At 62.4% G+C, this 23221-nt stretch carries 23 protein-coding genes; 12 read left to right on the forward strand and 11 right to left on the reverse strand.

What is annotated here, in order from left to right:
* Positions 1 to 22: 22 nt before the first annotated feature.
* From HX821_RS13330 to HX821_RS13345, 4 genes are all read left to right on the forward strand, one after another.
* A complete protein-coding gene (locus tag HX821_RS13330; RefSeq protein WP_087692589.1) occupies positions 23 to 955 on the forward strand; it encodes a 3-keto-5-aminohexanoate cleavage protein in 933 nt (310 codons plus the stop codon).
* A gap of 69 nt (positions 956 to 1024) precedes the next feature.
* On the forward strand, positions 1025 to 1903 hold the full coding sequence (locus HX821_RS13335; protein ID WP_003211906.1) for an SMP-30/gluconolactonase/LRE family protein: 879 nt from the start codon (positions 1025 to 1027) through the stop codon (positions 1901 to 1903).
* Positions 1904 to 1978: 75 nt separating this feature from the next.
* Positions 1979 to 3301, forward strand: coding sequence for an MFS transporter (locus tag HX821_RS13340; RefSeq protein ID WP_003211904.1), 1323 nt, complete (start codon positions 1979 to 1981; stop codon positions 3299 to 3301).
* A 59-nt stretch (positions 3302 to 3360) separates the two neighbouring features.
* Positions 3361 to 4698: an MFS transporter gene (locus HX821_RS13345; RefSeq protein ID WP_177035886.1), complete on the forward strand. Its 1338-nt coding sequence runs from the start codon at positions 3361 to 3363 to the stop codon at positions 4696 to 4698.
* On the opposite strand, the gene HX821_RS13350 is transcribed toward HX821_RS13345, so the two are convergent.
* Complete coding sequence (locus HX821_RS13350; RefSeq protein WP_023659101.1) at positions 4653 to 4898, reverse strand: hypothetical protein; 246 nt, start codon at positions 4896 to 4898, stop codon at positions 4653 to 4655. The genes HX821_RS13345 and HX821_RS13350 overlap by 46 nt on opposite strands.
* Positions 4899 to 4959: 61 nt before the next feature.
* On the opposite strand from HX821_RS13350, the gene HX821_RS13355 reads away from it, so the two are divergent.
* From HX821_RS13355 to HX821_RS13365, 3 genes are all read left to right on the forward strand, one after another.
* Positions 4960 to 5895, forward strand: a complete 936-nt coding sequence (locus HX821_RS13355; RefSeq protein ID WP_003211897.1) for a LysR substrate-binding domain-containing protein — start codon at positions 4960 to 4962, stop codon at positions 5893 to 5895.
* 26 nt (positions 5896 to 5921) lie between these two features.
* Positions 5922 to 7109, forward strand: coding sequence for a low temperature requirement protein A (locus tag HX821_RS13360; protein WP_008437907.1), 1188 nt, complete (start codon positions 5922 to 5924; stop codon positions 7107 to 7109).
* Positions 7110 to 7179: 70 nt separating this feature from the next.
* Positions 7180 to 7542 carry a 5-carboxymethyl-2-hydroxymuconate Delta-isomerase gene (locus HX821_RS13365; protein WP_087692584.1) on the forward strand — a complete coding sequence of 121 codons (363 nt, stop codon included), beginning with the start codon at positions 7180 to 7182 and terminating at the stop codon, positions 7540 to 7542.
* Between the two features lie 110 nt (positions 7543 to 7652).
* Here the strand turns inward: HX821_RS13365 and HX821_RS13370 are convergent, their stop codons facing one another.
* From HX821_RS13370 to HX821_RS13385, 4 genes are all read right to left on the reverse strand, one after another.
* On the reverse strand, positions 7653 to 8588 hold the full coding sequence (locus HX821_RS13370; protein ID WP_087692583.1) for a LysR family transcriptional regulator: 936 nt from the start codon (positions 8586 to 8588) through the stop codon (positions 7653 to 7655).
* A 137-nt stretch (positions 8589 to 8725) separates the two neighbouring features.
* The gene (locus tag HX821_RS13375) at positions 8726 to 9913 is read right to left on the reverse strand and encodes a cyanate transporter (RefSeq protein ID WP_087692582.1); all 1188 of its coding nucleotides are present in this window, start codon (positions 9911 to 9913) and stop codon (positions 8726 to 8728) included.
* A gap of 231 nt (positions 9914 to 10144) precedes the next feature.
* A complete protein-coding gene (locus HX821_RS13380; protein WP_177035887.1) occupies positions 10145 to 11587 on the reverse strand; it encodes an aldehyde dehydrogenase family protein in 1443 nt (480 codons plus the stop codon).
* A complete protein-coding gene (locus HX821_RS13385) occupies positions 11584 to 13209 on the reverse strand; it encodes a 5-guanidino-2-oxopentanoate decarboxylase (RefSeq protein WP_177035888.1) in 1626 nt (541 codons plus the stop codon). Before HX821_RS13385 ends, HX821_RS13380 begins: the two co-directional genes overlap by 4 nt.
* 111 nt (positions 13210 to 13320) lie before the next feature.
* Here HX821_RS13385 and HX821_RS13390 point away from each other — a divergent pair, with 111 nt between their 5' ends.
* Entirely contained in the window at positions 13321 to 14199 is an 879-nt protein-coding gene (locus HX821_RS13390) for a LysR substrate-binding domain-containing protein (protein ID WP_177028549.1), read from the forward strand.
* 118 nt (positions 14200 to 14317) lie between these two features.
* On the opposite strand, the gene HX821_RS13395 is transcribed toward HX821_RS13390, so the two are convergent.
* On the reverse strand, positions 14318 to 14932 hold the full coding sequence (locus HX821_RS13395) for an NAD(P)-dependent oxidoreductase (protein ID WP_177035889.1): 615 nt from the start codon (positions 14930 to 14932) through the stop codon (positions 14318 to 14320).
* Positions 14933 to 14966: 34 nt separating this feature from the next.
* Complete coding sequence (locus HX821_RS13400) at positions 14967 to 15839, reverse strand: MBL fold metallo-hydrolase (protein ID WP_102368312.1); 873 nt, start codon at positions 15837 to 15839, stop codon at positions 14967 to 14969.
* A gap of 104 nt (positions 15840 to 15943) precedes the next feature.
* On the opposite strand from HX821_RS13400, the gene HX821_RS13405 reads away from it, so the two are divergent.
* Positions 15944 to 16849 (forward strand): LysR family transcriptional regulator, encoded by a 906-nt coding sequence (locus HX821_RS13405; RefSeq protein WP_177035890.1) that lies wholly within the window; start codon positions 15944 to 15946, stop codon positions 16847 to 16849.
* A gap of 19 nt (positions 16850 to 16868) precedes the next feature.
* Entirely contained in the window at positions 16869 to 17126 is a 258-nt protein-coding gene (locus HX821_RS13410) for a hypothetical protein (protein ID WP_003210654.1), read from the forward strand.
* On the opposite strand, the gene HX821_RS13415 is transcribed toward HX821_RS13410, so the two are convergent.
* The gene (locus HX821_RS13415; protein ID WP_003210655.1) at positions 17110 to 18006 is read right to left on the reverse strand and encodes a helix-turn-helix domain-containing protein; all 897 of its coding nucleotides are present in this window, start codon (positions 18004 to 18006) and stop codon (positions 17110 to 17112) included. The two genes, HX821_RS13410 and HX821_RS13415, sit on opposite strands and share 17 nt — an antisense overlap.
* 189 nt (positions 18007 to 18195) lie before the next feature.
* On the opposite strand from HX821_RS13415, the gene pobA reads away from it, so the two are divergent.
* Together pobA and HX821_RS13425 are read left to right on the forward strand one after the other, a co-directional pair.
* Positions 18196 to 19380: a 4-hydroxybenzoate 3-monooxygenase gene (pobA, locus tag HX821_RS13420; RefSeq protein WP_177035912.1), complete on the forward strand. Its 1185-nt coding sequence runs from the start codon at positions 18196 to 18198 to the stop codon at positions 19378 to 19380.
* A gap of 74 nt (positions 19381 to 19454) precedes the next feature.
* Positions 19455 to 20966 (forward strand): MDR family MFS transporter, encoded by a 1512-nt coding sequence (locus tag HX821_RS13425; RefSeq protein ID WP_177019679.1) that lies wholly within the window; start codon positions 19455 to 19457, stop codon positions 20964 to 20966.
* Positions 20967 to 21110: 144 nt separating this feature from the next.
* On the opposite strand, the gene HX821_RS13430 is transcribed toward HX821_RS13425, so the two are convergent.
* From HX821_RS13430 to HX821_RS13440, 3 genes are read right to left on the reverse strand one after another with little or no spacing between them, the layout of a single operon-like run.
* Entirely contained in the window at positions 21111 to 21950 is an 840-nt protein-coding gene (locus HX821_RS13430) for a cache domain-containing protein (RefSeq protein WP_177035891.1), read from the reverse strand.
* Between the two features lie 55 nt (positions 21951 to 22005).
* Positions 22006 to 22476 (reverse strand): cyanase, encoded by a 471-nt coding sequence (gene cynS, locus HX821_RS13435; RefSeq protein ID WP_177035892.1) that lies wholly within the window; start codon positions 22474 to 22476, stop codon positions 22006 to 22008.
* A 29-nt stretch (positions 22477 to 22505) separates the two neighbouring features.
* Positions 22506 to 23147 carry a carbonic anhydrase gene (locus HX821_RS13440; protein ID WP_087692575.1) on the reverse strand — a complete coding sequence of 214 codons (642 nt, stop codon included), beginning with the start codon at positions 23145 to 23147 and terminating at the stop codon, positions 22506 to 22508.
* Between the last annotated feature and the right edge of the window lie 74 nt (positions 23148 to 23221).

Below are 23221 nucleotides of genomic sequence, written 5' to 3' on the forward strand. Positions count from 1 at the left end.
GAATAAAAGTCGGAGAATCGTCATGTCCAAAAATCGTCCTGTGATCATCACCTGCGCCGTCACCGGTGCCATCCATACGCCGTCGATGTCGCCGCATTTGCCGATCACCGCGCAGGAAATTGCCGACGCCGCCATCGGTGCCGCCGAAGCCGGCGCCGCCATTGTCCACCTGCATGCCCGTGATCCCATCGATGGCCGTCCCAGCCAGGACCCCGCGCTGTTCGCCGAATTCCTGCCGCAGATCAAGGCCGCCAGCGACGTGGTGATCAACATCACCACCGGCGGCGCACCGACCATGGGCGTCGAAGAACGCCTGCAACCGGTGATGCAGTTCAAGCCGGAACTGGCCTCGCTGAACATGGGCTCGATGAACTTCGGCCTGTACGAAATGCTCAACCGCTTCACCGAGTTCAAGCATGACTGGGAGCGTCCGTACCTGGAAGAAAGCGACGACCGGATCTTTCGCAATACCTTCCGCGACATTACCCACATCCTCAATTCCTGCGCCGAGAACCGCACCCGTTTTGAAATCGAGTGCTACGACATCGGCCACCTGTACACCGCCGCCCATTTCCTGGAGCGCGGCCTGCTGAAACCACCGTTGTTTATCCAGTCGGTATTCGGTTTGCGCGGTGGCATCGGCGGGCACCCGGAAGACCTGGCCCATATGCGCCGCACCGCCGACCGCCTGTTTGGCGACGACTACGTGTGGTCGATCCTCGGCGCCGGCCGTGGGCAGATTCCGCTGGCCACCATGGGCCTGTCCATGGGCAGCAACGCCCGGGTCGGCCTGGAGGATTCGCTGTGGGATGGCCCGGGCAAACTGGCCGCGTCCAACGCCGACCAGGTACGGCGCATTCGCACAGTGATCGAAGCCCTCGGCCATCAGGTCGCCACGCCGGATGAAGCGCGGGAAATCCTCGGGCTCAAGGGGCGTGACCAGGTCAATTTCTAAGTGATAAACCGGCCGCGTCACGGCGCGGCCATGCCCATCCCGCACAACAACAAAAAAGGGGATAACACCATGCGTATCGAAGTGCTTGTGGACGTGAAGACCACCCTGGGCGAAGGCCCGGTGTGGGACGTCGAACAACAACGGTTGTACTGGATCGACAGCGCCGACGGCCGGATCCTGCGCTGCACCGAGGATGGGCGCGAATTGCGCGCCTGGGATGTGGGCCAGAAAATCGGCTCCATGGCCCTGCGCCATAGCGGCGAGCAAGCCATCGTCGCCCTGCAAAACGGCGTGCACCTCCTGGACCTCAACAGCGGCGAACTGGCCCTGGTGATCGACCCGGAACCCGCACTACCCAACAACCGCCTCAACGACGGCAAGGTCGACCGCCAGGGGCGCTTTGTCTTCGGCTCCATGGACACCCTCGAAGACAGCGCCAGCGCCAAGCTCTACCGCCTCGACGCGGACCTGAGCCTGCACACCCTGGACGAAGGCATCATCGTGTCCAACGGTCCGTGCTGGAGCCCGGCGGGCGATACGTTCTACTTTTGCGACACTTGGTCCGGCGAGATCTGGGCCTATGACTACGACCCAGCCAGCGGCGCGGTGAGCAATCGACGCACCTTCGCCAAGGTCGATACCAGCGGCGGTGGCGCTGCCGACGGCTGCACCGTGGATGCCGAAGGCTGCCTGTGGCAGGCGCTGGTCTATGCCGGAAAACTGGTGCGCTACACGCCCGACGGCCAGGTCGACCGGATCATCCAGATGCCGGTGAAAAAGGTCACCAGCCTGACCTTTGGCGGGCCGAACCTGGACACCCTGTTTGTCACCTCCATGGCCAAGCCACCGTTGCCGCGTTTCCCGGCCGACGGTCAGCAGCGCGGGGCGCTTTTTGCGATCACCGGGCTGGGCGTGCAAGGAATAGCCGAGCGACGGTTCGCCAGCTAGCGCGTTTTTTTCAACAAGGCACTTTCCTTTCGCAACCTTGTGTCAGTGCGCGCCCTCGCGCGCCTGGAGAAACCCATGGCAACCTTGAAAAAAGCCTCGCTGCGCAGTATTCACCGGCACTCCTGGGTGTCGCTGCTGGTGTGCTGGATGATCTGGATCCTCAACGCCTACGACCGTGAGATCGTGCTGCGCCTGGGGCCGACCATCTCCAAGCATTTCGATTTGTCGGCCGACCAGTGGGGCACCATGGCCACGGTGATCATGCTCGCCCTGGCCCTGCTGGATATTCCCGGCTCGATGTGGAGTGACCGCTACGGCGGTGGCTGGAAGCGCGCACGGTTCCAGGTGCCGCTGGTGCTGGGCTACACGGCTATTTCGTTCCTCTCCGGGTTCAAGGCCCTGAGCGGCAACCTCGCGACCTTTATCGCGCTGCGGGTCGGCGTCAACCTCGGCGCAGGCTGGGGCGAGCCGGTGGGCGTGAGCAACACCGCCGAATGGTGGCCGGTGGAGCGTCGTGGTTTTGCCCTTGGCGCCCACCACACCGGTTACCCGATCGGCGCCATGCTCAGTGGCATCGTCGCCAGCTTTGTCATCAGCACCTTCGGTGAAGACAACTGGCGCTACGTGTTCTTCTTCGCGTTCGTGGTGGCGTTGCCGCTGATGATTTTCTGGGCGCGGTATTCCACCGCCGAACGCATCACCGCGCTGTACGTCGACATCGCCGCCAAGGGCATGACCCCGCCGGACAACGCACCGGCCAGCCAAGTGAAGGGCCACGCCTGGCGCACCTTTATCGCCACATTGCGCAACCGCAATATCGCCCTGACGGCGGGTAATACGATGCTGACCCAAGTCGTGTACATGGGCGTCAACATCGTGCTGCCGGCCTACCTGTACAACATCGCCGGGCTGTCCCTGGCCGAGTCGGCGGGGATGAGCGTGGTGTTCACCTTGACCGGGATTCTCGGGCAACTGGTGTGGCCGTCGCTGTCGGACATCATTGGCCGGCGCGTCACCCTGATCATCTGCGGGGTGTGGATGGCGGCCAGTGTCGGTGCGTTCTACTTCGCCAACACCCTGACCCTGATCATCGTCGTACAACTGCTGTTCGGCCTGGTGGCCAACGCAGTGTGGCCGATCTACTACGCGGTGGCCTGCGACTCGGCCGAGCCGTCGGCGACCTCCACCGCCAACGGCATCATCACCACCGCGATGTTTATCGGTGGCGGCCTGGCGCCGGTGCTGATGGGCAGCCTGATTGCCATGGGCGGAGGCTGGACCACCTTGCACGGCTACACGGTGTGCTTCTTCGTGATGGCCGGCTGCGCCCTGGGCGGGGCGCTGCTGCAACTGTTTTCCCATCGCCCGCCGGCGCTGGTTGCGCAACTCGAACCCTAGAACAACACCGATGCGTCCCCCAGCCGTTGCGCTGGCGGGGCGCCAAGAGGAATTGCCCGATGAAGACTGCCAACGCCGCCCGTGAACCACGGGAGTTGAACAAACTGATGTTCGTCAAGCTGATGCCCTTGCTGATCATCGCCTACGTGCTGAGCTTCCTGGACCGCACCAACATCGCCTTGGCCAAGCACCACCTGGACGTTGACCTGGGGATTTCAGCAGCGGCCTATGGCCTGGGCGCCGGGCTGTTTTTCCTGACCTATGCGCTGTCGGAAATCCCCAGCAACCTGATCATGCACAAGGTCGGCGCGCGGTTCTGGATAGCCCGGATCATGGTGACCTGGGGCCTGATTTCGGCGGCCATGGCGTTCGTCCAGGGTGAGACCTCGTTCTATATCCTGCGCCTGCTGCTGGGCATTGCCGAAGCCGGCCTGTTTCCCGGGGTGATGCTGTACCTCACCTACTGGTTCAACCGCGAGCAACGGGCGCGGGCTACCGGGTATTTCCTGCTCGGCGTGTGTTTTGCCAACATCATCGGTGGCCCGGTGGGCGCGGCGTTGATGCGCATGGACGGGCTGCTCGGCTGGCACGGCTGGCAGTGGATGTTCCTGCTCGAAGGGCTGCCGGCAGTCGCGTTTGCCTGGGTGGTGTGGTGCAAGTTGCCGGACCGTCCGAGCAAGGCACCATGGCTCTCGGCCGAAGAGGCGCGCGGGATTGAACAGCGCATCGCGATGGAGACCGAAGAGGGCGCAGGCGAGGGCGGGCATTCCCTGAAGAACTGGCTGACACCGCAGATCCTGCTGGCGATCTTTGTGTATTTTTGCCATCAGATCACCATCTACACCGTGATCTTTTTCCTGCCGAGCATCATCAGCAAATACGGTGAATTGAGCACCATGAGCGTCGGCTTGCTGACCTCATTGCCGTGGATTGCCGCAGCGGCCGGCGCTGTGTTGCTGCCGCGCTTTGCGACCACGCCCACCCGTGCCCGGCGGCTGTTGATTACCGGTTTGCTGACCATGGCGTTGGGGCTGGGGATTGCCTCGGTGTCGGGGCCGGTGTTCAGCCTGTTGGGCTTTTGTGTGTCGGCGGTGATGTTCTTTGTGGTGCAGTCGATCATCTTTCTCTACCCGGCCTCGCGCCTCAAGGGCGTGGCGCTGGCGGGCGGGCTGGGTTTCGTCAATGCCTGCGGATTGCTCGGCGGGTTTGTCGGGCCGTCGGTGATGGGCGCGATCGAGATGAGCACCGGCAATGCCACGAATGGCTTGAAGGTAATTGCCGTGGTGCTGGTGGTGGCCGCGTTGGCCGCCTTGCGTTTGCGTCAGGGGCAGGAGCAGGAGCAGGAGCCCGGTCACACCAGCAACGAGGTAGGAAACCCCGAAGCCAGCACCAGGTAAGCCACGACTGCCGCCAGGCACAAACCGACAAATACCCGTAACAGTGTCCTGGCGGTGGGATGAGCGATGAATTTGATGGCCCAGAGCAAAATCCCGGCAACCAGGACGCTCAAGGCAGAAATGACCAGCACGATGGTGTTCTCGCAAGCCTTGGAAGCTGCTTTATAGTCCCAAAGGCCCGTGTTGAACAGTGTGCGCATAGACGCAGGGCCCCGGGTGTTTCTAAACTGCGAGTTATCCAGGGCAGTGGGGCGGTCGCCGATGAATCGCAATGAATTACGCAAGGCCGACATCAATTTGATGGTGGTCTTTGAAACCTTGATGCTCGAACGCAACGTGACCCGGGTGGCGGAGAAGCTGTTTCTCGGGCAACCCACCATCAGTTCGGCCCTCAACCGCCTGCGTACGTTGTTCAATGACCCGCTGTTCATTCGTGTCGGCCATCGGATGGAACCTACCGCGCGGGCCGAGGAAATCATCAAGCACCTGTCGCCGGCCCTCGACTCCTTGTCGTCGGCCCTGAGCCTGACCCACGATTTCGACCCGTCCATCAGCACCATGACCTTTCGCATCGGCCTGTCCGATGACGTCGAGTTCGGCCTGCTGCCGCCGCTGCTGCGCGCCTTGCGCCAGGAAGCGCCGCAGGTGGTGTTCGTGGTGCAGCATGTGGATTACTGGCGCATCCCGGACCTGCTGGGTTCCGGGGATATCACCGTCGGCATCACCCAGACCCGCGGCCTGCCGGCCAATGCCAAGCGCAAATTATTGCGGCATATCCGCCCGTGCCTGCTGCGGGCGGACGCCTCGGACAAACCCCTGACCCTCGACGAATATTGCGCACGGCCCCATGTGCTGGTGTCCCACACCGCCAACGTGTCCGGGTTTGCCGATGAGTGGCTGGCGGAAATCGGTCGCAAGCGCCACGTGGTGCTCTCGGTGCCGCAATACAGCGCATTGCCGGCGCTGCTCGCCGGCACCGACATGATCGCCAGCCTGCCGGATTACACCGCCCAGGCCATGGCCGCCGGGGGCAATCTGTTCTGTGAACCGTTCCCGTTCGAAACCCCGACCCTGGATTTGTCGATGGTCTGGCTCAGCCACGTTGACACCGATCCGGCGGAGCGCTGGATGCGTTCGCGGCTGGAGGCGTTCATGAGCGAGCGGGACATGCTGCCGGTGGTCGCACCCAAATCTTGAGATAAAACCTTCAGGGAGATCCAGGCATGGCCCCATCCCGTTCCTTGCTGCGTGGGCGCGGCAGTCATGACAGCGGCAAGGTTGGCATGGTCGAGCTGTTTTTCGACCTGGTGTTCGTGTTTGCCGTGACCCAGTTGTCCCATTCGCTGCTCGCCCACTTGTCCATCGGCGGTGCCGTGCAGGTGGCGTTGATGATGGTCGCGGTGTGGTGGGTGTGGATCTTCACTTCGTGGGTCACCAACTGGCTGGACCCGGAAAAAATCCCGATCCGCATCGGCCTGTTCGGTTTGATGGTGGCGGGCCTGTTGCTGTCCTCGTCGATCCCCAAGGCGTTTACCGATCGCGGGCTGTTGTTCGCCGGCGCCTATGTGTTCATGCAGGTAGGACGCACGCTGTTTGCGTTGTGGGCGGTGCGCGGCGAGTCGCTGAACATGACCCGCAATTTCCAGCGGATCCTGGCGTGGATGCTGTTTTCCGGGGTGTTCTGGATCACCGGTGCGCTGCTCGAAGGCGAGCAGCGCCTGGCCTTCTGGGCCCTGGCGCTGTTGATCGAGTTGATTTCCCCGTCGGTGTATTTCTGGGTGCCCGGGCTTGGGCCCTCGACGCTTGCGGACTGGAATGTGGAAGGCAACCACATGGCCGAACGCTGCGGCCTGTTTGTGATCATCGCCCTCGGTGAGTCGTTGCTGGTGACCGGCGCGACCTTCGCCGAACTGCCCTGGAGCGTGGACGGGCTGGCGGCATTCCTGGTGGCAGTGGTGGGCAGCATCGCCCTGTGGTGGATCTATTTCGACAGCGGCGCCGAGCGCGCCCACCATCGCATTGCCAGCTCTGCCGACCCGGGCCGTCAGGCGCGGATCGCCTACACCTACCTGCATGTATTGATCGTCGCCGGGATTATCGTCAGCGCCGTGGCCGACGAACTGGTGCTGGTGCATCCGGGGCATGCCAGCCAGGCGGGCGTGGTGGCGATCATCGCCGGCCCGTGGTTGTTCCTGCTGGGCAGTGCGCTGTTCAAGTGGGTGATGAGCGACCGGCCGTTGCCACCGTTTTCGCACCTGGGCGGCTTGCTGATGCTGCTGGTATTGCTGCCGCTGGGATTGCAGCAGGTGTTTTCGGCGTTGGTACTGGGGGCGTTGACGTCGGCGGTGTTGGTGATCGTGGCGATCTGGGAAAATCGCTCGCTGCACAGCCTGACCGAAGTTTCACACTGAAAGCGGTCTGATTCCGCCCGGCCCCGTGCTATATGTATGACTCTTTTCCTACAACAACTCGGAGCCTTTCATGCCGCATCTGCATCTGGAATACACCGCCAACCTCACAGAGCTGGCCGTTGAGAAAACCTTATTGCGGCTCAACAACGTGCTGATGGCGTCCGGGCAGTTCGGTTCCGAGTTCGATATCAAAAGCCGCGCGCTGAAGGTGGAGACATTCCAGGTTGGCACGTCCATCAGCCCGCGCGCTTTTATCGCGGTCAAGCTGTCGCTGCTTAGCGGGCGTTCACCGCAGGTCAAGAAGCAATTGTCGGAAAGCCTGTTGGCGGCGCTGCAGGACCTGGGCGAATGGCCGGCGGATTTGCAGGTTCAGCTCAGCGTCCTGCTGGTAGACATGGATCGCGATTCCTACAGCAAAGTCACCATCGGCTAACTACTTTAGGAGCGAGCTTGCTCGCGAAAAACTAACAGACGACGCGGGGATCCTGAATGCCCGTGTCATCGTTAACGTTCCTCGCGAGCAAGCTCGCTCCTACAAAAAAGTTATAGCAACCCCTGATCCGCACACACCTTCACCACCTGCTCCCTGAACCACGTGTTGGCGCTGTCCTGCGCGCTGTGTTCATTCCACTGCATATCCAGGGTAAACCCCGGCAAACCGTTCGGCGCTTCGCAATGGCCGAACACGGTCGTGTCTGCCAGCAGCTTCAGCACTCGACGGGGCAAGGTGACGATAAAGTCAGTGCCGGTGATCATCTTCAGCGCCGCGCTGTAGCTGTTGGCGCGGGCGATCACCTGGCGTTTGTGGGACTGGCGCGCCAGCCAGCCGTCGATCATGTTGGTGTCGGAACTCCAGGGCGTGGGGAACACATGGCGCCGGGCGACGAAGGATTGCAGGCTGAACGCCGGTTCCCGGGGCGCCGAGTGTTTGTCGAATACGCACACCAGGTCGTCCTCCAGCAGCATCTGGGTCTTGATGTCCTTGTGCTCGCGATGAAAGTGCGGCCCGAAGCAAATCACCAGGTCCAGACGCCCGTCGCGCAAGGCGTCGGCCGGGACCTCGGTTTCGAGCTTCTGCACGTTGACGATCACCGGCAGGTCGGCGCGGTCGAAGTTTTTCAGCAGGCGCGGCAGGATCAACTGTTCGAAGTATTCGGGGGCGCAGACGTTGAAGGTCACAGTTTTCTGGGTGGGGTCGAACGTTTGGCTGCCGGCATGGCACAGGTTGATGCTTTCGAGGATTTTCTGCACATGCCCGTACATGGTGGCGGCTTTGTACGTAGGACGCATGCCCGCCCGGGTGTTGATAAACAACTCGTCTTCGAAGCTCGTGCGCAGCTTCTTCAGGCTGTAGCTCACGGTGGACTGGCTGACGAACAGGGTTTCGGAAACCTCGGTGACGCTGCTTTGGTCGTAAACAGCGACAAACACCATCAGGTCCTGCATATCGAGCTTTCTAAGCAAGTTGCTGTTTAGCATCCGTTCCGTCCGCAAGCGCTTTGTACCGAACTCGGTACAAGACAATACAAAATGTTAACGGAACGCTCGTACCAATAGAAAGCTCTGTCGGACCTTTCTCTGTTTGAGGTGGGACAAATAATGTTTACAACACGACCTCAGCGAATATGCCGCGCGTAATGCCGGGGATCGAAGCGCAGTACGATCAGCAGCATCACCACCACCACGGCCGTCAGTGACCACCAGGCCCACTCGAAGCTGCCCAACTGGTCGCGGATCATCCCGGCAATCAGCGGCGACAAACCGGCGATCAGGTAGCCGATGCCCTGCACAAAGGCCGTCAGGCCACCGGCACGGCGCGGGTTGTCGAGGTGGTCGAGGGACAGGATCAGGCTCATCGGAAACAAGCCGCCAATCCCCAGGCCGAGCAAACACGGCCACAGCAGGCTCAGGTATTGCGGGCTAAGGATCAGCCCGCAGAAGCCGGCGATGATCAGCACCAGTAGCACCGCGACCACACCCCGCTTGTCCCTCCGGCGGTTGGCGATGGCCGGGGTGATCAGGCCGGAGACCACTTCCATGGCCGTCAAAAAGCCCAGCAACAGGCCGGCGTTCTGTTCACTCCAGCCTTGTTCCACGTAGTACGGCGCCAGCCAGGCCAGCACGCAGGTGTAGGACGCGGTACCGAGGCCGAAGAAAATCGCCAGCAACCAGGCCCGGCGATTGCCGAAGAATGACGCCTGCGGGCCTGCGCCGGCTTGCGGCAGCGGCGGCAGTACCGAGCGTTGGGCGTACCAGAACACCAGCGCCAATACCGCGAGAACCGCCCAGATGGCCAGGCCGATGCGCCAGCTGCCGGTTTGCACCTGGATAAACGGCGAGAACGAAGCGGCGAGGGCCGCGCCGCCCATGATCGCGGTGACGTACAGGCCCATGAACAGGGAAACGTTGTCGCTGAAGCGCGACTTGATCAAGGCTGGCATCAACGCCTGGATCATCGCGATCCCCACACCGGCGGCAATGGCGCTGAGGATCAGCTCAACCGCCGAGTCCAGGAACAACCGGGAGACGGTGGCCAGGCCGATCACCACCAGCGACAGCACAATGCTGCGATGCTCGCCGAAGCGTTTGGCCACGCCCATGCCAAAAAACATCGCCAGGCCCATGGCCATGACGGGCAGCATGGTCAGCAGGGAGGCCGTGCTGAAACTCAGGGCCACATCGGCGCGAATCGACGACAACAACGGGCCGACGGCGGCCATCGACGGGCGCAGGTTGAGGGCAACCAGCACAACGCTGATCATCAGCCAAACGGCGGTGGCGGGTTTTGCGCGGACGTTTTCCATGGGCAGGCCTTAAACTGACAAGGGCAGTATTAGGCCGGGCGTGGGGGAGGGCGGCAAATGAGAAAGTCGTTGGCGCTATTGAAAAAATGCATCTGCTGACACGGCACAAATCAACAGGTAGGAGCTGGCTTGCCTGCGATAGCGGTGGCTCAGGCAACACATCTGTGTCTGATAGACCGCAATCGCAGGCAAGCCAGCTCCCACAGGGAACAGTGGTGCTCTTGAGTGTTTCTACACCGCCCGGATCACATGCTTGATCTCCTGAAACGCCTGCAACCCCCAAGGCCCCAGTTCGCGGCCAATGCTGCTCTGCTTGTAACCACCCCACGCCGTTTGCGGGAAGATCACCTGCGGCGCATTGATCCACACCAAACCCACCTGCAAAGCATTGGCCACTCGCTCAGCCGCTTCCACGTTGCTGCTCAGCACGCTCGCGACCAGGCCAAACTCACTGTCATTGGCCAGCGCCACCGCCTCGGCCTCATTGGCAAAACTGCGCACGCACAGCACCGGGCCGAAGATCTCCTCGTTCCACAACGCGCTGTCCAACGGCACTTCAGTGAAGACCGTCGGGCGAATGAAATACCCATGAGGCAAATCCGCCGGGCGCCCGCCGCCACACAGCAGCTTCGCGCCGGCTTGCAGGCCACGTTCGATATGCCCCAGCACCCGCTGGTACTGCGCACGGTTGACCAATGCGCCCATTTCCACGTCTTCGGCAAACGGGTCCGCCACGCGAATGCTCTCGGCCCTGGCCTGCAAGCGGGTGAGAAACTCGTCCGCCAGTTCGTCGGCCACCAACACCCGGCTGGTGGCGGAACACATCTGCCCGGCGTTGAAGAAACCACCGCCGCAGGCCAGTTCCACGGCCAGGTCGAGGTCGGCGTCCGCCAGCACCAGCAACGCGGATTTGCCGCCCAGTTCCAGGCTCACACCCTTGACCGTTTCGGCGGCGCGCTGCATCACCTGCACGCCCACGGCATTGCTGCCGGTGAAGGAGATTTTCGCGATCCGTGGGTCAGCCGCCATCGGCGCGCCCACCGCCAGGCCAGTGCCGCAGACCAGGTTGAACACACCGGCAGGCAAGCCCACCGAGGCGATGATCCGGGCCAGTTCCAGCTCTGCCAGCGGCGTCACTTCCGAAGGCTTGAGCACCACGCAGCAACCGGCCGCCAGCGCGGGGGCGAGTTTCCAGGCGGTGGTCACCATCGGGAAATTCCACGGCACGATCAGGCCCACCACGCCGCAGGGTTCACGGCGTACGCGGGCGCTGAAGTCCTCGGTGGGCAGCGCCACCGGACGGTCCTGGGTGGCGTCCATTTCGTCGGCCAGGTTCGCGTAATAGGCAAAGGTGGCGATCACGTCATCCACATCGATGCCGGCTTCAAACAGCGGCTTGCCGTTGTTGCTCGATTGCAGTTGCATCAGGTGTTCACGCTCTGCGCTCACACCCTCGGCGATCTTGCGCAACAGTGCGGCGCGGTCGCGGCCGGTGCTTTTCGACCAGTCCGGGAAGGCCGCGCTGGCGGCGCCGATGGCCTCAGTCACCGCGCCTGCATCACCCACGCTCACTTGGGCCAGGGTGGCCTCGGTGGCCGGGTTGATCACGTCCAGCACGTCATGGCCGGCACGCCACGCGCCATTGATAAACAGCCCATTCAATACCGCGCTCATACCGCCACCTCCTTCATCCAAAGCCCCTGGTCGATTTCAATCAGCGTCGGGCCCTGGCGATCAGTCGCGGCACGCAAGGCGCTGCGTAATTCCTCAACACCCCGGATGCGCTGGGCAGCAGCGCCGAGGGCCTTGGCCACGCCGATAAAGTCCGGGGTGTAGATGTCCACGCCCACCGGTTCGATGGCGCGGTTGACCATGTATTTCTTGATCTCCTCATAGCCCTGGTTATTCCACAGCAGCACGATCACCGGCGTGCGCGCTTCCACGGCGCTGGCCAGTTCCGGCAGGGTGAATTGCAGGCCGCCGTCGCCGATCAGGCACACCACCGGCGCACCGTTGCCGCGCCCCAGCCACGCACCGATGGCCGCCGGCAAGGCGTAGCCGAGGGTGCCGTAGCCGGTGGAGGAGTTGAACCAGCGGCGCGGTTGGTCGAGGTTCAGGGTCAGGTTGCCGGTGTACACCGGTTGGGTGGAGTCGCCCACCAGTACGGCGTCGGGCAGTTCGTCCAGGACGGTGTTGAGGAACAGGGTTTGCGCGCGGGTGGCGGCGTCCCAGGTGGGTTCCAGTTCGCTCCACAGGCGGGCGACGCGGTGGGCGCCCCAGTTGCTGTCGCGGGCGGCCAGGGGTTTGTTGCCCAGCTCGGCAAGCAGTGCCTGCGCAGCGATTTGCGCGTCGGCTACCAGCGCGACTTGCGGCGGGTAATTGCGCACGGTCTGGTCGGAATCGATGTCGATGCGCAGCAGGGCGCCGGGAATGTCGAAGCCGCCGGCGAAGGTCACGTCGTAGTCGGTTTCGGCCAGCTCGGTGCCGATCGCCAGCACCACGTCTGCCTCGGCCACCAGCGCGCGGGTGGCGACCAGGGTTTGGGTCGAGCCGATCAGCAGCGGGTGGTTGGCGGCCAGCATGCCCTTGGCATTGATGGTCAGCGCCACCGGCGCGCCGAGGGCTTCGGCCAGCTGCGTCACCTCGGGGGCTGCGTCGATGGCACCGCCACCGGCGAGGATCAGCGGACGTTTCGCCGCTGCGAGCAACTGGCTCATCTGCTTGACCGCCGACGGCGCAGCGCCAGCGCGGGAAACGCTGACCGGTTCACTGCCGAGCAACGCGTCGGCGTTTTCCACCAGCACGTCCAGCGGGATTTCGATGTGCACCGGGCGCGGTCGTCCGGCCTGGAACAGCGCAAATGCCCGGGCCAGTACACCGGGCAATTCGGCCGCCGACATCAAGGTATGGGAGAACGCCGCCACGCCCGCGATCATCGCGTTCTGGTTCGGCAGCTCGTGCAGCTTGCCGCGCCCGCCGCCCAGCTGGCTGCGGGACTGCACGCTGGAGATCACCAGCATCGGGATCGAGTCGGCGTAGGCCTGGCCCATGGCGGTGGTGATGTTGGTCATGCCGGGGCCGGTGATGATGAAGCACACGCCGGGCTTGCCGCTGGTGCGCGCATAGCCGTCGGCCATGAAACCGGCGCCCTGTTCGTGGCGCGGGGTGACGTGGCGGATGCTCGAGCGCGCCAGGCCCCGGTAGAGTTCCACGGTGTGCACGCCGGGGATGCCAAATACCTGGTCCACGCCGTAGCCTTCCAGCAGGTTGACCAATACTTCGCCGCAGGTCGCCATTGTCGTCGCTCTTATTGTTGATAAAGGCCCGTATTGGAACGGCTGGCCCGTAGCGGCAACAATCGATAAAAAGTCATACTAGCCATGTCCTCACGTCATGGCTGCGCCCTTATGAAACGTCTTCCGCCGCTGCCGGCCCTGCACACCTTTTGGGTCACGGCCCAGTGCTGCAACTTCACCCGAGCCGCCGAGCAATTGCACATCACCCAGGGCGCGGTGAGCCGGCAGATCGCCGGGCTGGAAAGTCATCTGGGCTATGCGCTGTTCCAGCGCCAGGCTCGTGGCTTGAGCCTCACCGAAGAGGGCCGCGAATGGTCACTGCGGGCGCAGCAGGTGTTCGGCCTGATCGGCGAGGCGGTGGAGCAGATCGGCACCCGCCGCGAGACCTTGCAGCTCAAGGCCTCCACCTGCGTGATGCGCTGGCTGTTGCCGCGCCTGATGCAGTGGCAGCAGGAACGCCCGGATGTGCCGGTGGAGTTGACCACCACCGTGGCCTATACCGTCGACTTTCGCCGCGAGCAGTTCGATGCCGCGGTGATCTACGCGCCGATTGCCGAGCAGTCGGCCCAGGCCCGGCATCTGTTCGATGAGCGCCTGACACCGGTGTGCGCGCCGGCCTTGCTCGGTGACTTGCACACGCCCGCCGATTTGCAGCAACAGGTGTTGTTGCACCCTACGCGGGATGAGCGCGATTGGGCGTTGTGGTTGAAAGCGGCGAATACACGCTTGAGCAATCTGGCCCAGGGGCATCATTTTGAAACCCTGGACCTGGCGATGACGGTGGCGTCCCAAGGCTCGGGCGTGGCGATTGGCGACAGCGCGCTGATTGGCGAGGACCTGAAGGCGGGGCGGTTGGCCACGCCGTTTGAACTACGGGTGCCGACGGGGATGGGGTATTACCTGGTGTACCCGCCGGGCACTGAGCCCTCGGCGGGGTTGGAGCAGCTTATGGATTGGCTGGTGAGCCAGGCACAGTCGCCGTCACAATGAAGATCAAAATGTGGGAGGGGGCTTGCTCGCGAAGGCGCCGGGTCAGCCAATACATCTGTTGACTGACACACCGCATTCGCGAGCAAGCCCGCTCCCACATTTTTAGTGCGCGTCAGCCTTAGTAGCCGACGGTAAACCGCTGGCGTGAATGCTTCGGTGTTTCCACTTCATCAATCAGCGCAATCGCAAAGTCGGCAAAGCTGATCCAGCTGCGGCCTTCACTGCTCACCAGCAATTCATCCTGGCCCAGGCGGAATGTGCCGGTGCGTGCGGTCTCGACGAACTCCGCCGAAGGCGACAGGAAGGTCCAGTCCAGGTCTTTTTCCTGGCGCAGGGTATCGAGGAAAACACTGCCGGCGCTGGCTTCGGCTTTGTATTCCTCGGGGAAGCCCGGGCTGTCGATCACTCGGCTGCCGCCCGGCAACAACAGCGAACCGGCACCGCCGACCACCAGCAGGCGCTTCACGCCGGCTTTTTTCACCGGGTCGATCACTGCTTCCGCAGGCAGGGTGGCGAAGTGCGCCGCACTGATCACCACGTCGTTGCCGCGGATGGCCTGTTCCAGCGCCTGGGCATCCAGCGCATCGACTTGCTTGGCGGTGACGCCAGGGCGCGCCCCGATCTTGTCGGTATTACGTGCGATGGCCGTGACGGTGTGCCCGCGACGCAGCGCTTCTTCCAGCAGTTGGCTACCGGCACGACCGGTGGCACCAATGATTGCGATCTTGCTCATGACGTTCTCCAGTACGGTTAAGGGTTGAATCAACTCACCACTGCATTTCGCCCTTGGCGACTTTGGCGCCCAGTTCCAGGGTGCTCTCGTCACCCAGGTTCGGGTAACGCTTTTGCATCGCCGCAATCAGGGCGGCGGAGTCCTTGGCCTTGGCGGTTTCTTCGTCAAAGGCCTTGATGTAGTCGGCGGTGAACGCCACGGATTTGAGCGACGGCGTGCCCAGGTAGTGACCCGGAATCACGGTGCGCGGTTTCAAGTCCTGGATACGTTGCAGGGTGGCCAGCCAATCGGTGTGGGACTTCGCGGTCTGCGTATCGGCCATCCACACATGAATGTTTTCCGCGACGACTACACCACCGACCACCGCCTTGATCGACGGGATCCACACAAAGGTGCGGTCCGGTTGTGCGCCGTCGAGGCCGATCACCTCCAACTGCTTGCCTTCGAGGGTCAGGCTGTGGCCCTCAAGCACCTGGGGAATGACGGCTTTGCCAGGCTTGTCCGCGCCCAGTTTCGGGCCCCAGAACGCCAGTTTGTGTTCAACGGTGGCCTTGATATGGTCCACCACCGGCTGCGGTGCCAGGACTTTGGCCTGGGGGAAGGCGGCGGTCAGGGTATCGAGGCCGAAGTAGTAGTCCGGGTCGCCGTGGCTGATGTAGATGGTAGTCAGGCGCTTGCCGCTGGCGCGGATTTTTTGCACCAGTTGCTCGGCCTGGGTCTTGCCGAATTGGGCGTCCACCAGGATCGCATCTTTGTCGCCGCTGACCAGTACCGAGGTGACCGGCATCATCGCGGTTTCGCCCGGGTTGTAGGCGTCCAGGGTCAGGTCGGCCGCCATGGCGTGCGCGGCGAAGGCCAGGGAGGCGGCGGCCAGGGCCACGCGCTTGAGCGGGGAGAATCCAAACATGTGCAGCTCCAGTCATCGGTAAGGTGTGGACAGAGCTTAGTTGCACCAAACGCTACAAAAAATGCGATGCTTGGACATAGTTTGTTTCTAAAAGCGGGCAAATCATGGATCGTCTTCAAGCAATGCGGGTGTTTGTCGCGGTGGTGGACTTGGGCAGCCAGTCGGCGGCAGCCGACCATCTGGACCTGTCGCGCCCGGTGGTGTCGCGCTACCTGGCGGAGCTGGAAGACTGGGTCGGCGCGCGCCTGATGCACCGCACCACCCGCAAGCTCAGCCTGACCGCCGCCGGCAGCGAAACCCTGCCCCGTTGCCGACAGATGCTGGAGTTGTGCAGCGACATGCAGGCCGCCGTCAGCGAACCCGACGAAGCGCCTCGAGGCCTGCTGCGCCTGAGTGTCAGCACCTCGTTCGGCCAGGCACAGCTGGCCGATGCCATGGCCGAATACGTCAAGCGCTACCCGCTGGTCAACATCGATATGCAGATGCTTGATCGCACGGTGAACCTGGTGGATGAGCGCATCGACCTGGCGATCCGCACCAGCTTCGAGCTGGACCCCAACCTGATCGCCCGCCGCCTCACGCTGTGCCGTTCGGTGATCTGCGCATCGCCCGCTTACCTGCTGGAGCATCCGCAGCCGCAGCAGGTACAGGACCTGGCCCGGCACAATTGCCTGACCCACTCCTACTTCGGCAAAAGCCTGTGGCACTTCATGGAGAACGGCGAGCCGGTGTCGGTGCCGGTGCAGGGCAATATCAGCGCCAACGAGGCCAGTACCTTATTGCGGGTGACGCTGGCGGGAGCAGGGGTGTCGCGGCTGCCGAGTTATCAGGCGGGCGACTACATCCGCAGTGGCGAGTTGATCCGCTTGTTGCCCGAGGCCGAGCCGCAGCAGATGAACATCTACGCGGTGTACGCCTCGCGCAAGCATATGCCGGCGGCGCTGCGCAGCCTGCTGGATTTCCTGGTATTGAGGTTTCCGGAAGAGCCGGTGTGGGACGTCGGTCTCTAAGCCGACATAAACAGGTTGAATGTCGCCCGATAATGGCGACTTGCCCCAGCTGACCTATGCTTATCAAAGCACCTTCTTGATCGGATCAGAGGTCAGCATCATGTCGATCAAAACAAGAAAGTACCTGATGATTTTCACCCTGTGCGCCGCCGCCACCGCGCTCTATGGCACTGCCGCCTACCGCGTCGAACAGACCCGCATGCAGCCGGGCTTCGCCTCCAGCTGCAATCACGGTCAATGCGTTGGCCACATGGCTGCCTTCAGTTCGCTTCGCTAGCGTCCTGGTCGGCTTTCAACTGCTCCCGAAACGCCTTCGGGGAGAACCCGACGCGTCGGCGAAACAGCCGTGAGAAGTTGGTCGGGTCGGAAAAGCCCAAAACCTCCGACATTTCATTGATGGTCATGCTGGTGTAGGTCAGCAGGCGCTTGGCTTCCAGCAACTGGCGGTCGTGCATGATCTGCAACGCGGGCTGCCCGCCCAACTCCCGACACGTACCGTTCAGGTGTGAGACCGAGATCCCGAGCTTGTGGGCCAGGTCTTCGATTTTCGGGTGCTCGCGATAATGTTGCTCTACCAGCTGGGTGAACCGGCGGAAGTATTCGCGGCCCCGCGGTGCCCGTGGATGGCGACGCTGGATGGCCTGGCGGCTGATCCACACCAGCAGTACGCTGACCAGGGCGTGCATCATCATGTCTCGCGCCGGTTGGTCGCTGGCGTACTCCTCCTGCAGGCGCGCAAACAGGCTGTTGAGGTAGTCACTGTCGTTGCCGGCAGGGTAGCTGCCCAGGGCATTCAGGCCATCCAGCGCCGCGCCCAGTTGCCCCTGCAGGTGCGCCATCAGCGGCGCGGCCAGGGTGACCACAAACCCCTCGACGTCTTCGGAAAAGCGAAAGCCATGCACGCATAACGGCGGCAGCACCTGCAGCGTCGATTCATTCAGGGTGCTGCGCTGCCCCTCGATCTCCAGTTGTGCCTGGCCTTTGTGCACGTAAAGCAACTGGCACAGGTCCGCATGCCGGTGGGGCTGGATTTCCCACTGGTACTCACGGCTGCGCCGGGAGATGGTTTCACAGTGCAACAAATCCGGGGTCGGCCATTGCTGGCTCTCACCGTAGAGTTTGAACACTGGAATCGCGGCACTGGCAGTTTTGGTCATGGCTTCATCCGATACTTCGGGAGAGTTGTGCGGTAATCGCCCCAATTGGCGAAAAGCGCAGCTTTGGGCTCAGTTTTCACCTTCTTATGCCGGGCACTCAAGTGAAAAATGCCAGCAACACCTTCAATGACAACTCTTTCACCGGATACGTTCGGGTGAAGCTTGCGGGCCATAAAAATAATGAAAACGCTGAAAACCCAAGTCGCCATCATCGGCGCCGGTCCCTCGGGGCTGCTGCTCGGGCAACTGTTGCACAACGCCGGGATCGAAACCCTGATTCTTGAGCGCCAGACGCCGGATTACGTGCAAGGGCGCATCCGTGCCGGGGTGCTGGAACAAGGCATGGTCGACCTGCTGCGCCAGGCCGGCGTGAGTGCGCGGATGGATGCCGAAGGCCTGGTGCATGAGGGCTTTGAGCTGGCGCTGAATGGGCAACTGACCCATATCGACCTCAAGACGCTGACCGGCGGCAAGACGGTGATGATCTACGGGCAAACCGAAGTCACCCGCGACCTGATGGCCGCGCGCCAGGCCAGCGGCGCGACAACGTTGTATGAAGCCGGCAACGTGCAGCCCCATGATCTGAAAAGCCCGGAGCCGTGGCTGAGCTTCGAACATAAAGGCGAGCATTACCGGCTGGACTGCGACTACATCGCTGGCTGCGATGGTTTTCACGGTGTGGCGCGTCAGTCGATTCCCACCGAGGCATTGAAAGTCTTTGAACGGGTCTATCCGTTTGGCTGGCTGGGCATCCTCGCCGACACCCCGCCGATCCACGATGAACTGGTGTACGCCAAGCACGAACGCGGTTTTGCCCTGTGCAGCATGCGTTCACCGACCCGCAGCCGTTATTACCTGCAGGTGCCGGCCGATGAGTCGGTGGACGACTGGTCCGATGAGCGCTTCTGGGATGAACTGAAAACCCGTTTGCCCAACTCACTCACCGAGCAACTGGTGACCGGCCCGTCCATCGAAAAGAGCATCGCGCCGCTGCGCAGTTTTGTGGTGGAGCCGATGCAGTACGGCCGCCTGTTCCTGCTCGGCGACGCCGCCCACATTGTGCCGCCCACCGGCGCCAAGGGTTTGAACCTGGCGGCCAGCGATGTCAGTACCTTGTTCAATATCCTGCTCAAGGTGTATCGCGAGGGCCGAGTGGAATTGCTGGAGAAGTACTCGCAGATTTGCCTGCGGCGGATCTGGAAGGCCGAACGGTTTTCCTGGTGGATGACCTCGATGTTGCACCAATTCCCTGAGGCGGACGGCTTCAGCCAGCGCATCGCCCAGAGCGAACTGGAATACTTCGTCGACTCAGAAGCCGGTCGTAAAACCATTGCAGAAAATTACGTCGGACTTCCTTACGAGGCTATCGAATAGTCAGCTATCTAGTACACTGACGAGCATTCCCGTGGGCCTCCTTTTCCCGCGGGCCCTTGCTCGCAGGTTCTGCCGTGACCAACCTCAATCAGCCCGCCACACCCGCCGTGCGCAGTGTCCTTGTCGCCTTGATGATGGCTATCTTTCTCGGGGCTTTGGACCAGACCATCGTCGCCGTCTCCATGCCGGCGATTTCCGCGCAGTTCCATGACGTCAACCTGCTGGCCTGGGTGATCTCCGGCTACATGGTGGCAATGACCGTGGCCGTGCCGATCTACGGCAAGCTCGGCGACTTGTACGGGCGCCGGCCAATGATGCTGATCGGCATGGGGTTGTTCACTCTCGCGTCACTGTTCTGCGGCATGGCCCAGAGCATGGAGCAACTGGTGCTGGCGCGGATCCTCCAGGGCATCGGTGCCGGCGGGATGATTTCGGTCAGCCAGGCGATTATCGGCGACATTATTCCGCCCCGTGAGCGCGGGCGCTACCAGGGGTACTTCAGCAGCATGTACGCGGTGGCGAGCGTGGCCGGCCCGGTATTGGGCGGCTACATGACCGAGTACCTGTCGTGGCGCTGGGTGTTCCTGATCAACCTGCCGCTGGGCGCGGGCGCCTGGTGGGTGGCCCATCGCACGCTGGTGGGGCTGCCGGTGCCGCAACGCAAGCCGGTGATCGACTACCTCGGCACTGTGCTGATGATCGTCGGTTTGACGGCGCTGTTGCTGGGTATCACCGAAATCGGCCAGGGCCATCATTGGCGCGACGATGAAGTGCTGGGGCTGTTGGTCTGTGCCGTGGTGGCGTTGACGGTGTTTGTGTGGCACGAGCGCCGGGCGCGGGAGCCCTTGTTGCCGATGCACCTGTTTGCCAACCGCAGCGCGGTATTGTGCTGGTGCACGATTTTCTTTACCAGTTTCCAGGCGATTTCCCTGACGGTGCTGATGCCGCTGCGCTACCAGACCGTCACCGGTTCCGGTGCCGACAGTGCCGCCTTGCATTTGCTGCCGCTGGCGATGGGCTTGCCGATGGGGGCGTATTTTGCCGGGCGCATGACCTCGGTGACCGGGCGTTATAAACCGATGATCCTGATTGGCGCCTTCCTGAGCCCGATCGCGATTTTCGGCATGGCGTTGAGTGCACCTCAGGCGGTGGCGGTCACCAGTCTGTTTATGTTGCTGTGCGGGATTGCCGCCGGGATGCAGTTTCCGACTTCTCTGGTGGGTACGCAGAACTCGGTGGAGCAGCGGGATATCGGGGTGGCGACCAGCACCACCAACCTGTTCCGTTCCCTGGGTGGTGCGGTTGGGGTGGCATGCATGTCGGCGCTGTTGCTGGCGTTGTTGCAGGACTCCAGTTTTGCGCACCTGGCCAGTGGGGCGCTGGTCGCGGAGGGGAGTTCGGGGAATGTGCTGCTGGATGGTTTGAATGCCGCGCCTGGGCCGGCGCAGGATGCCTTGCGGGGGGAGTTGTTGATTACCTTCAGGCATTTGCTGATGGTCAGTGCCGGGGTGTCGTTGTTGGGGTTGGCGGCGGCGATTGCCATGCCTGATCGCGTGTTGCGGGGTCGGGAAGACAAGGCCAAATAGTTGGAACAATGAAGATTAAATGTGGGAGCGGGCTTGATCGCGAATGCGGTCTGTCAGTTGATAAATAGGTTGGCTGATACACCGCATTCGCGAGCAAGCCCGCTCCCACATTCGATTGCGTTCCAGCATTTAAATAGCTGACCTTCACGGGCTGTAATACCCCACAGCCACCATGAAATGTCCGGTTTTGCGCAAATACGCATGCTTGTTCTCAACCTTTCCGGTCACCGGATTTTTCCAGCGGTACTTGTATTCCCCCTGATCCTGCTCGGCCATGACCGCCAGGATCGGCTCACCCACCGGCTTCCCGTCGGGATCCTTGATGTTGCTGAAATCCGTATTCACCAGCCGCGGAGTCGTGCCATGGGCCACGTAGCGCTGGGTGTCGAGGTCAACCACAAACACATACAAATCGTCCTGTAGAAAACCACCCTGCATGGCGTTGATGGCCTTGAGCGTCCCAACCGGGTCTTTCTCCAGCGCCTTGACGGCTTTGTTTCGCAGCGCTCTGGCATGTTCCGGCGTCGCCCGCGGCAGGTAGTAGCCAACGGCCAAAATCCGCTGCCCGACGCGCTGGTAATACACATGCTTGCGCTCCACCTTGCCGTCATTCCAGTTCTGCCACCGGTAATCGGCCTGCTGGATGCCACTGCCCTCAGGCACCGCCAACGCCTCCTTGAACGACTTGTTCAAATCCGGCCCCAGTACCTCGGAAACATTGCGCCCGATCAACGCAGAAGAGGGCCCGCCACTCGCCAGCAGCACGCCCTTGGTGTTGACCACGAACACGTAACGGTCCTGGTCGACGAATTCACCCTGGCGGCTGAACGCCGCAAAAGCCTTGTCACCATTCGTCTGGTAATACGCCAAGGCCTTTTCCAGCAAGGCCTTGGCGGCTTGGGCATCCGCCTCCTCAGCGGTGGCGGCGTGCACCTGGCCAACACATAACAGCAGCAGCCAGGTGGCTCGGAGCATTGCCTTCATTACCCGTCCCTCGATCTTGTTGGTGTGCCAAGAGCGTAGACGGTTTGCCGGCAAATCAGAACGGTTTGGTCGGCAGGTATTTGCCATCCAGGGTGATCACCGCGCGGGAGCCGCCGTCCGGGTCTTCGACCTTCTTGATGTCCAGCTTGAAGTTGATCGCGCTGATGATGCCGTCGCCAAATTGTTCGTGCACCAGGGCCTTGAGGGTCGAACCGTAGACCTGCAGCATTTCATAGAAACGGTACATGGTCGGGTCCGTCGGCACGCCGCCCGGGAAGCTGCCGCGCAGGGGCACGGTTTGCAGCAGGCGGCTGGCGTCCTGGTCGAGGCCAAGCTTTTCGCAGACCACATCGGCAGCGTCCTTGGGCAGCGGATGCTGGCCGAGCAGGGCGGCGGTAACGAACGCCAGGCTCAGGCCGGTGCCGTCGGTGAGGTCCTGCCATGACAGGTTCTTGCGCGCCTTGATGTCGATGATGGTGTCGGCCAGGGCCAGGCGTGGGGATTGGGCGAATTGGGATTGCAGCATGGTGATGTCCTCTTGGGTTTGAATAAGGTTCAGGCGGCGTAGGCACGGGTGGCCGGGTGGTCGAGCAGCGACACGAAGCGCCCGCTGCGGCCATCCAGGGCGTCGATGGCGCCGCTTTCGATGTCGTAGACCCAGCCGTGCAGGCTCAGCCGGCCTTGTTCCAGGGCCAGGGCCACGGAAGGGTGGGTCTTGAGGTTGGCCAGTTGGGCGACCACGTTTTCCCGTACCAGCGAGTTCAGCCGGTCGGCATCCGATGCGTGAGTGCGGGCGGCGTTGATCACCTTGGCCGACTCGGCGTGGCGCAGCCAGTTGGCCACGGCGGGCAAGTGGTCGAGGCATTTGCAGGTGGAGATCGCGGTCATGGCACCGCAGTCGGAGTGGCCGCAGATCACGATGTCGCTGACGCCGAGAACGGCTACTGCGTATTCGACGGTGGCCGACACGCCGCCAGGCTCCGGCCCGTAGGACGGGACGATGTTGCCGGCGTTACGGATCACAAACAGGTCACCGGGTTCCTGCTGGGTCAGCAGTTCCGGGACTACGCGGCTGTCGGAACAAGACACGAACAACGTGCCGGGGTTTTGCGTGGTAGCCAGGTGTTTGAACAGGTCGCTGCGTTGGGTGAAGGCTTCACCCTGGAACTTGCGAAAGCCGTCGATGAGATCTTGCATGGTGGTTCTCCTTGCGTCGCTGATGGGGCAAGGATGGAAGTTTTCAGCTATAGCGTCCAAGACCGGCTTATTAT

Source organism: Pseudomonas sp. B6001 (assembly GCF_013386015.1).
GTDB lineage: Bacteria > Pseudomonadota > Gammaproteobacteria > Pseudomonadales > Pseudomonadaceae > Aquipseudomonas.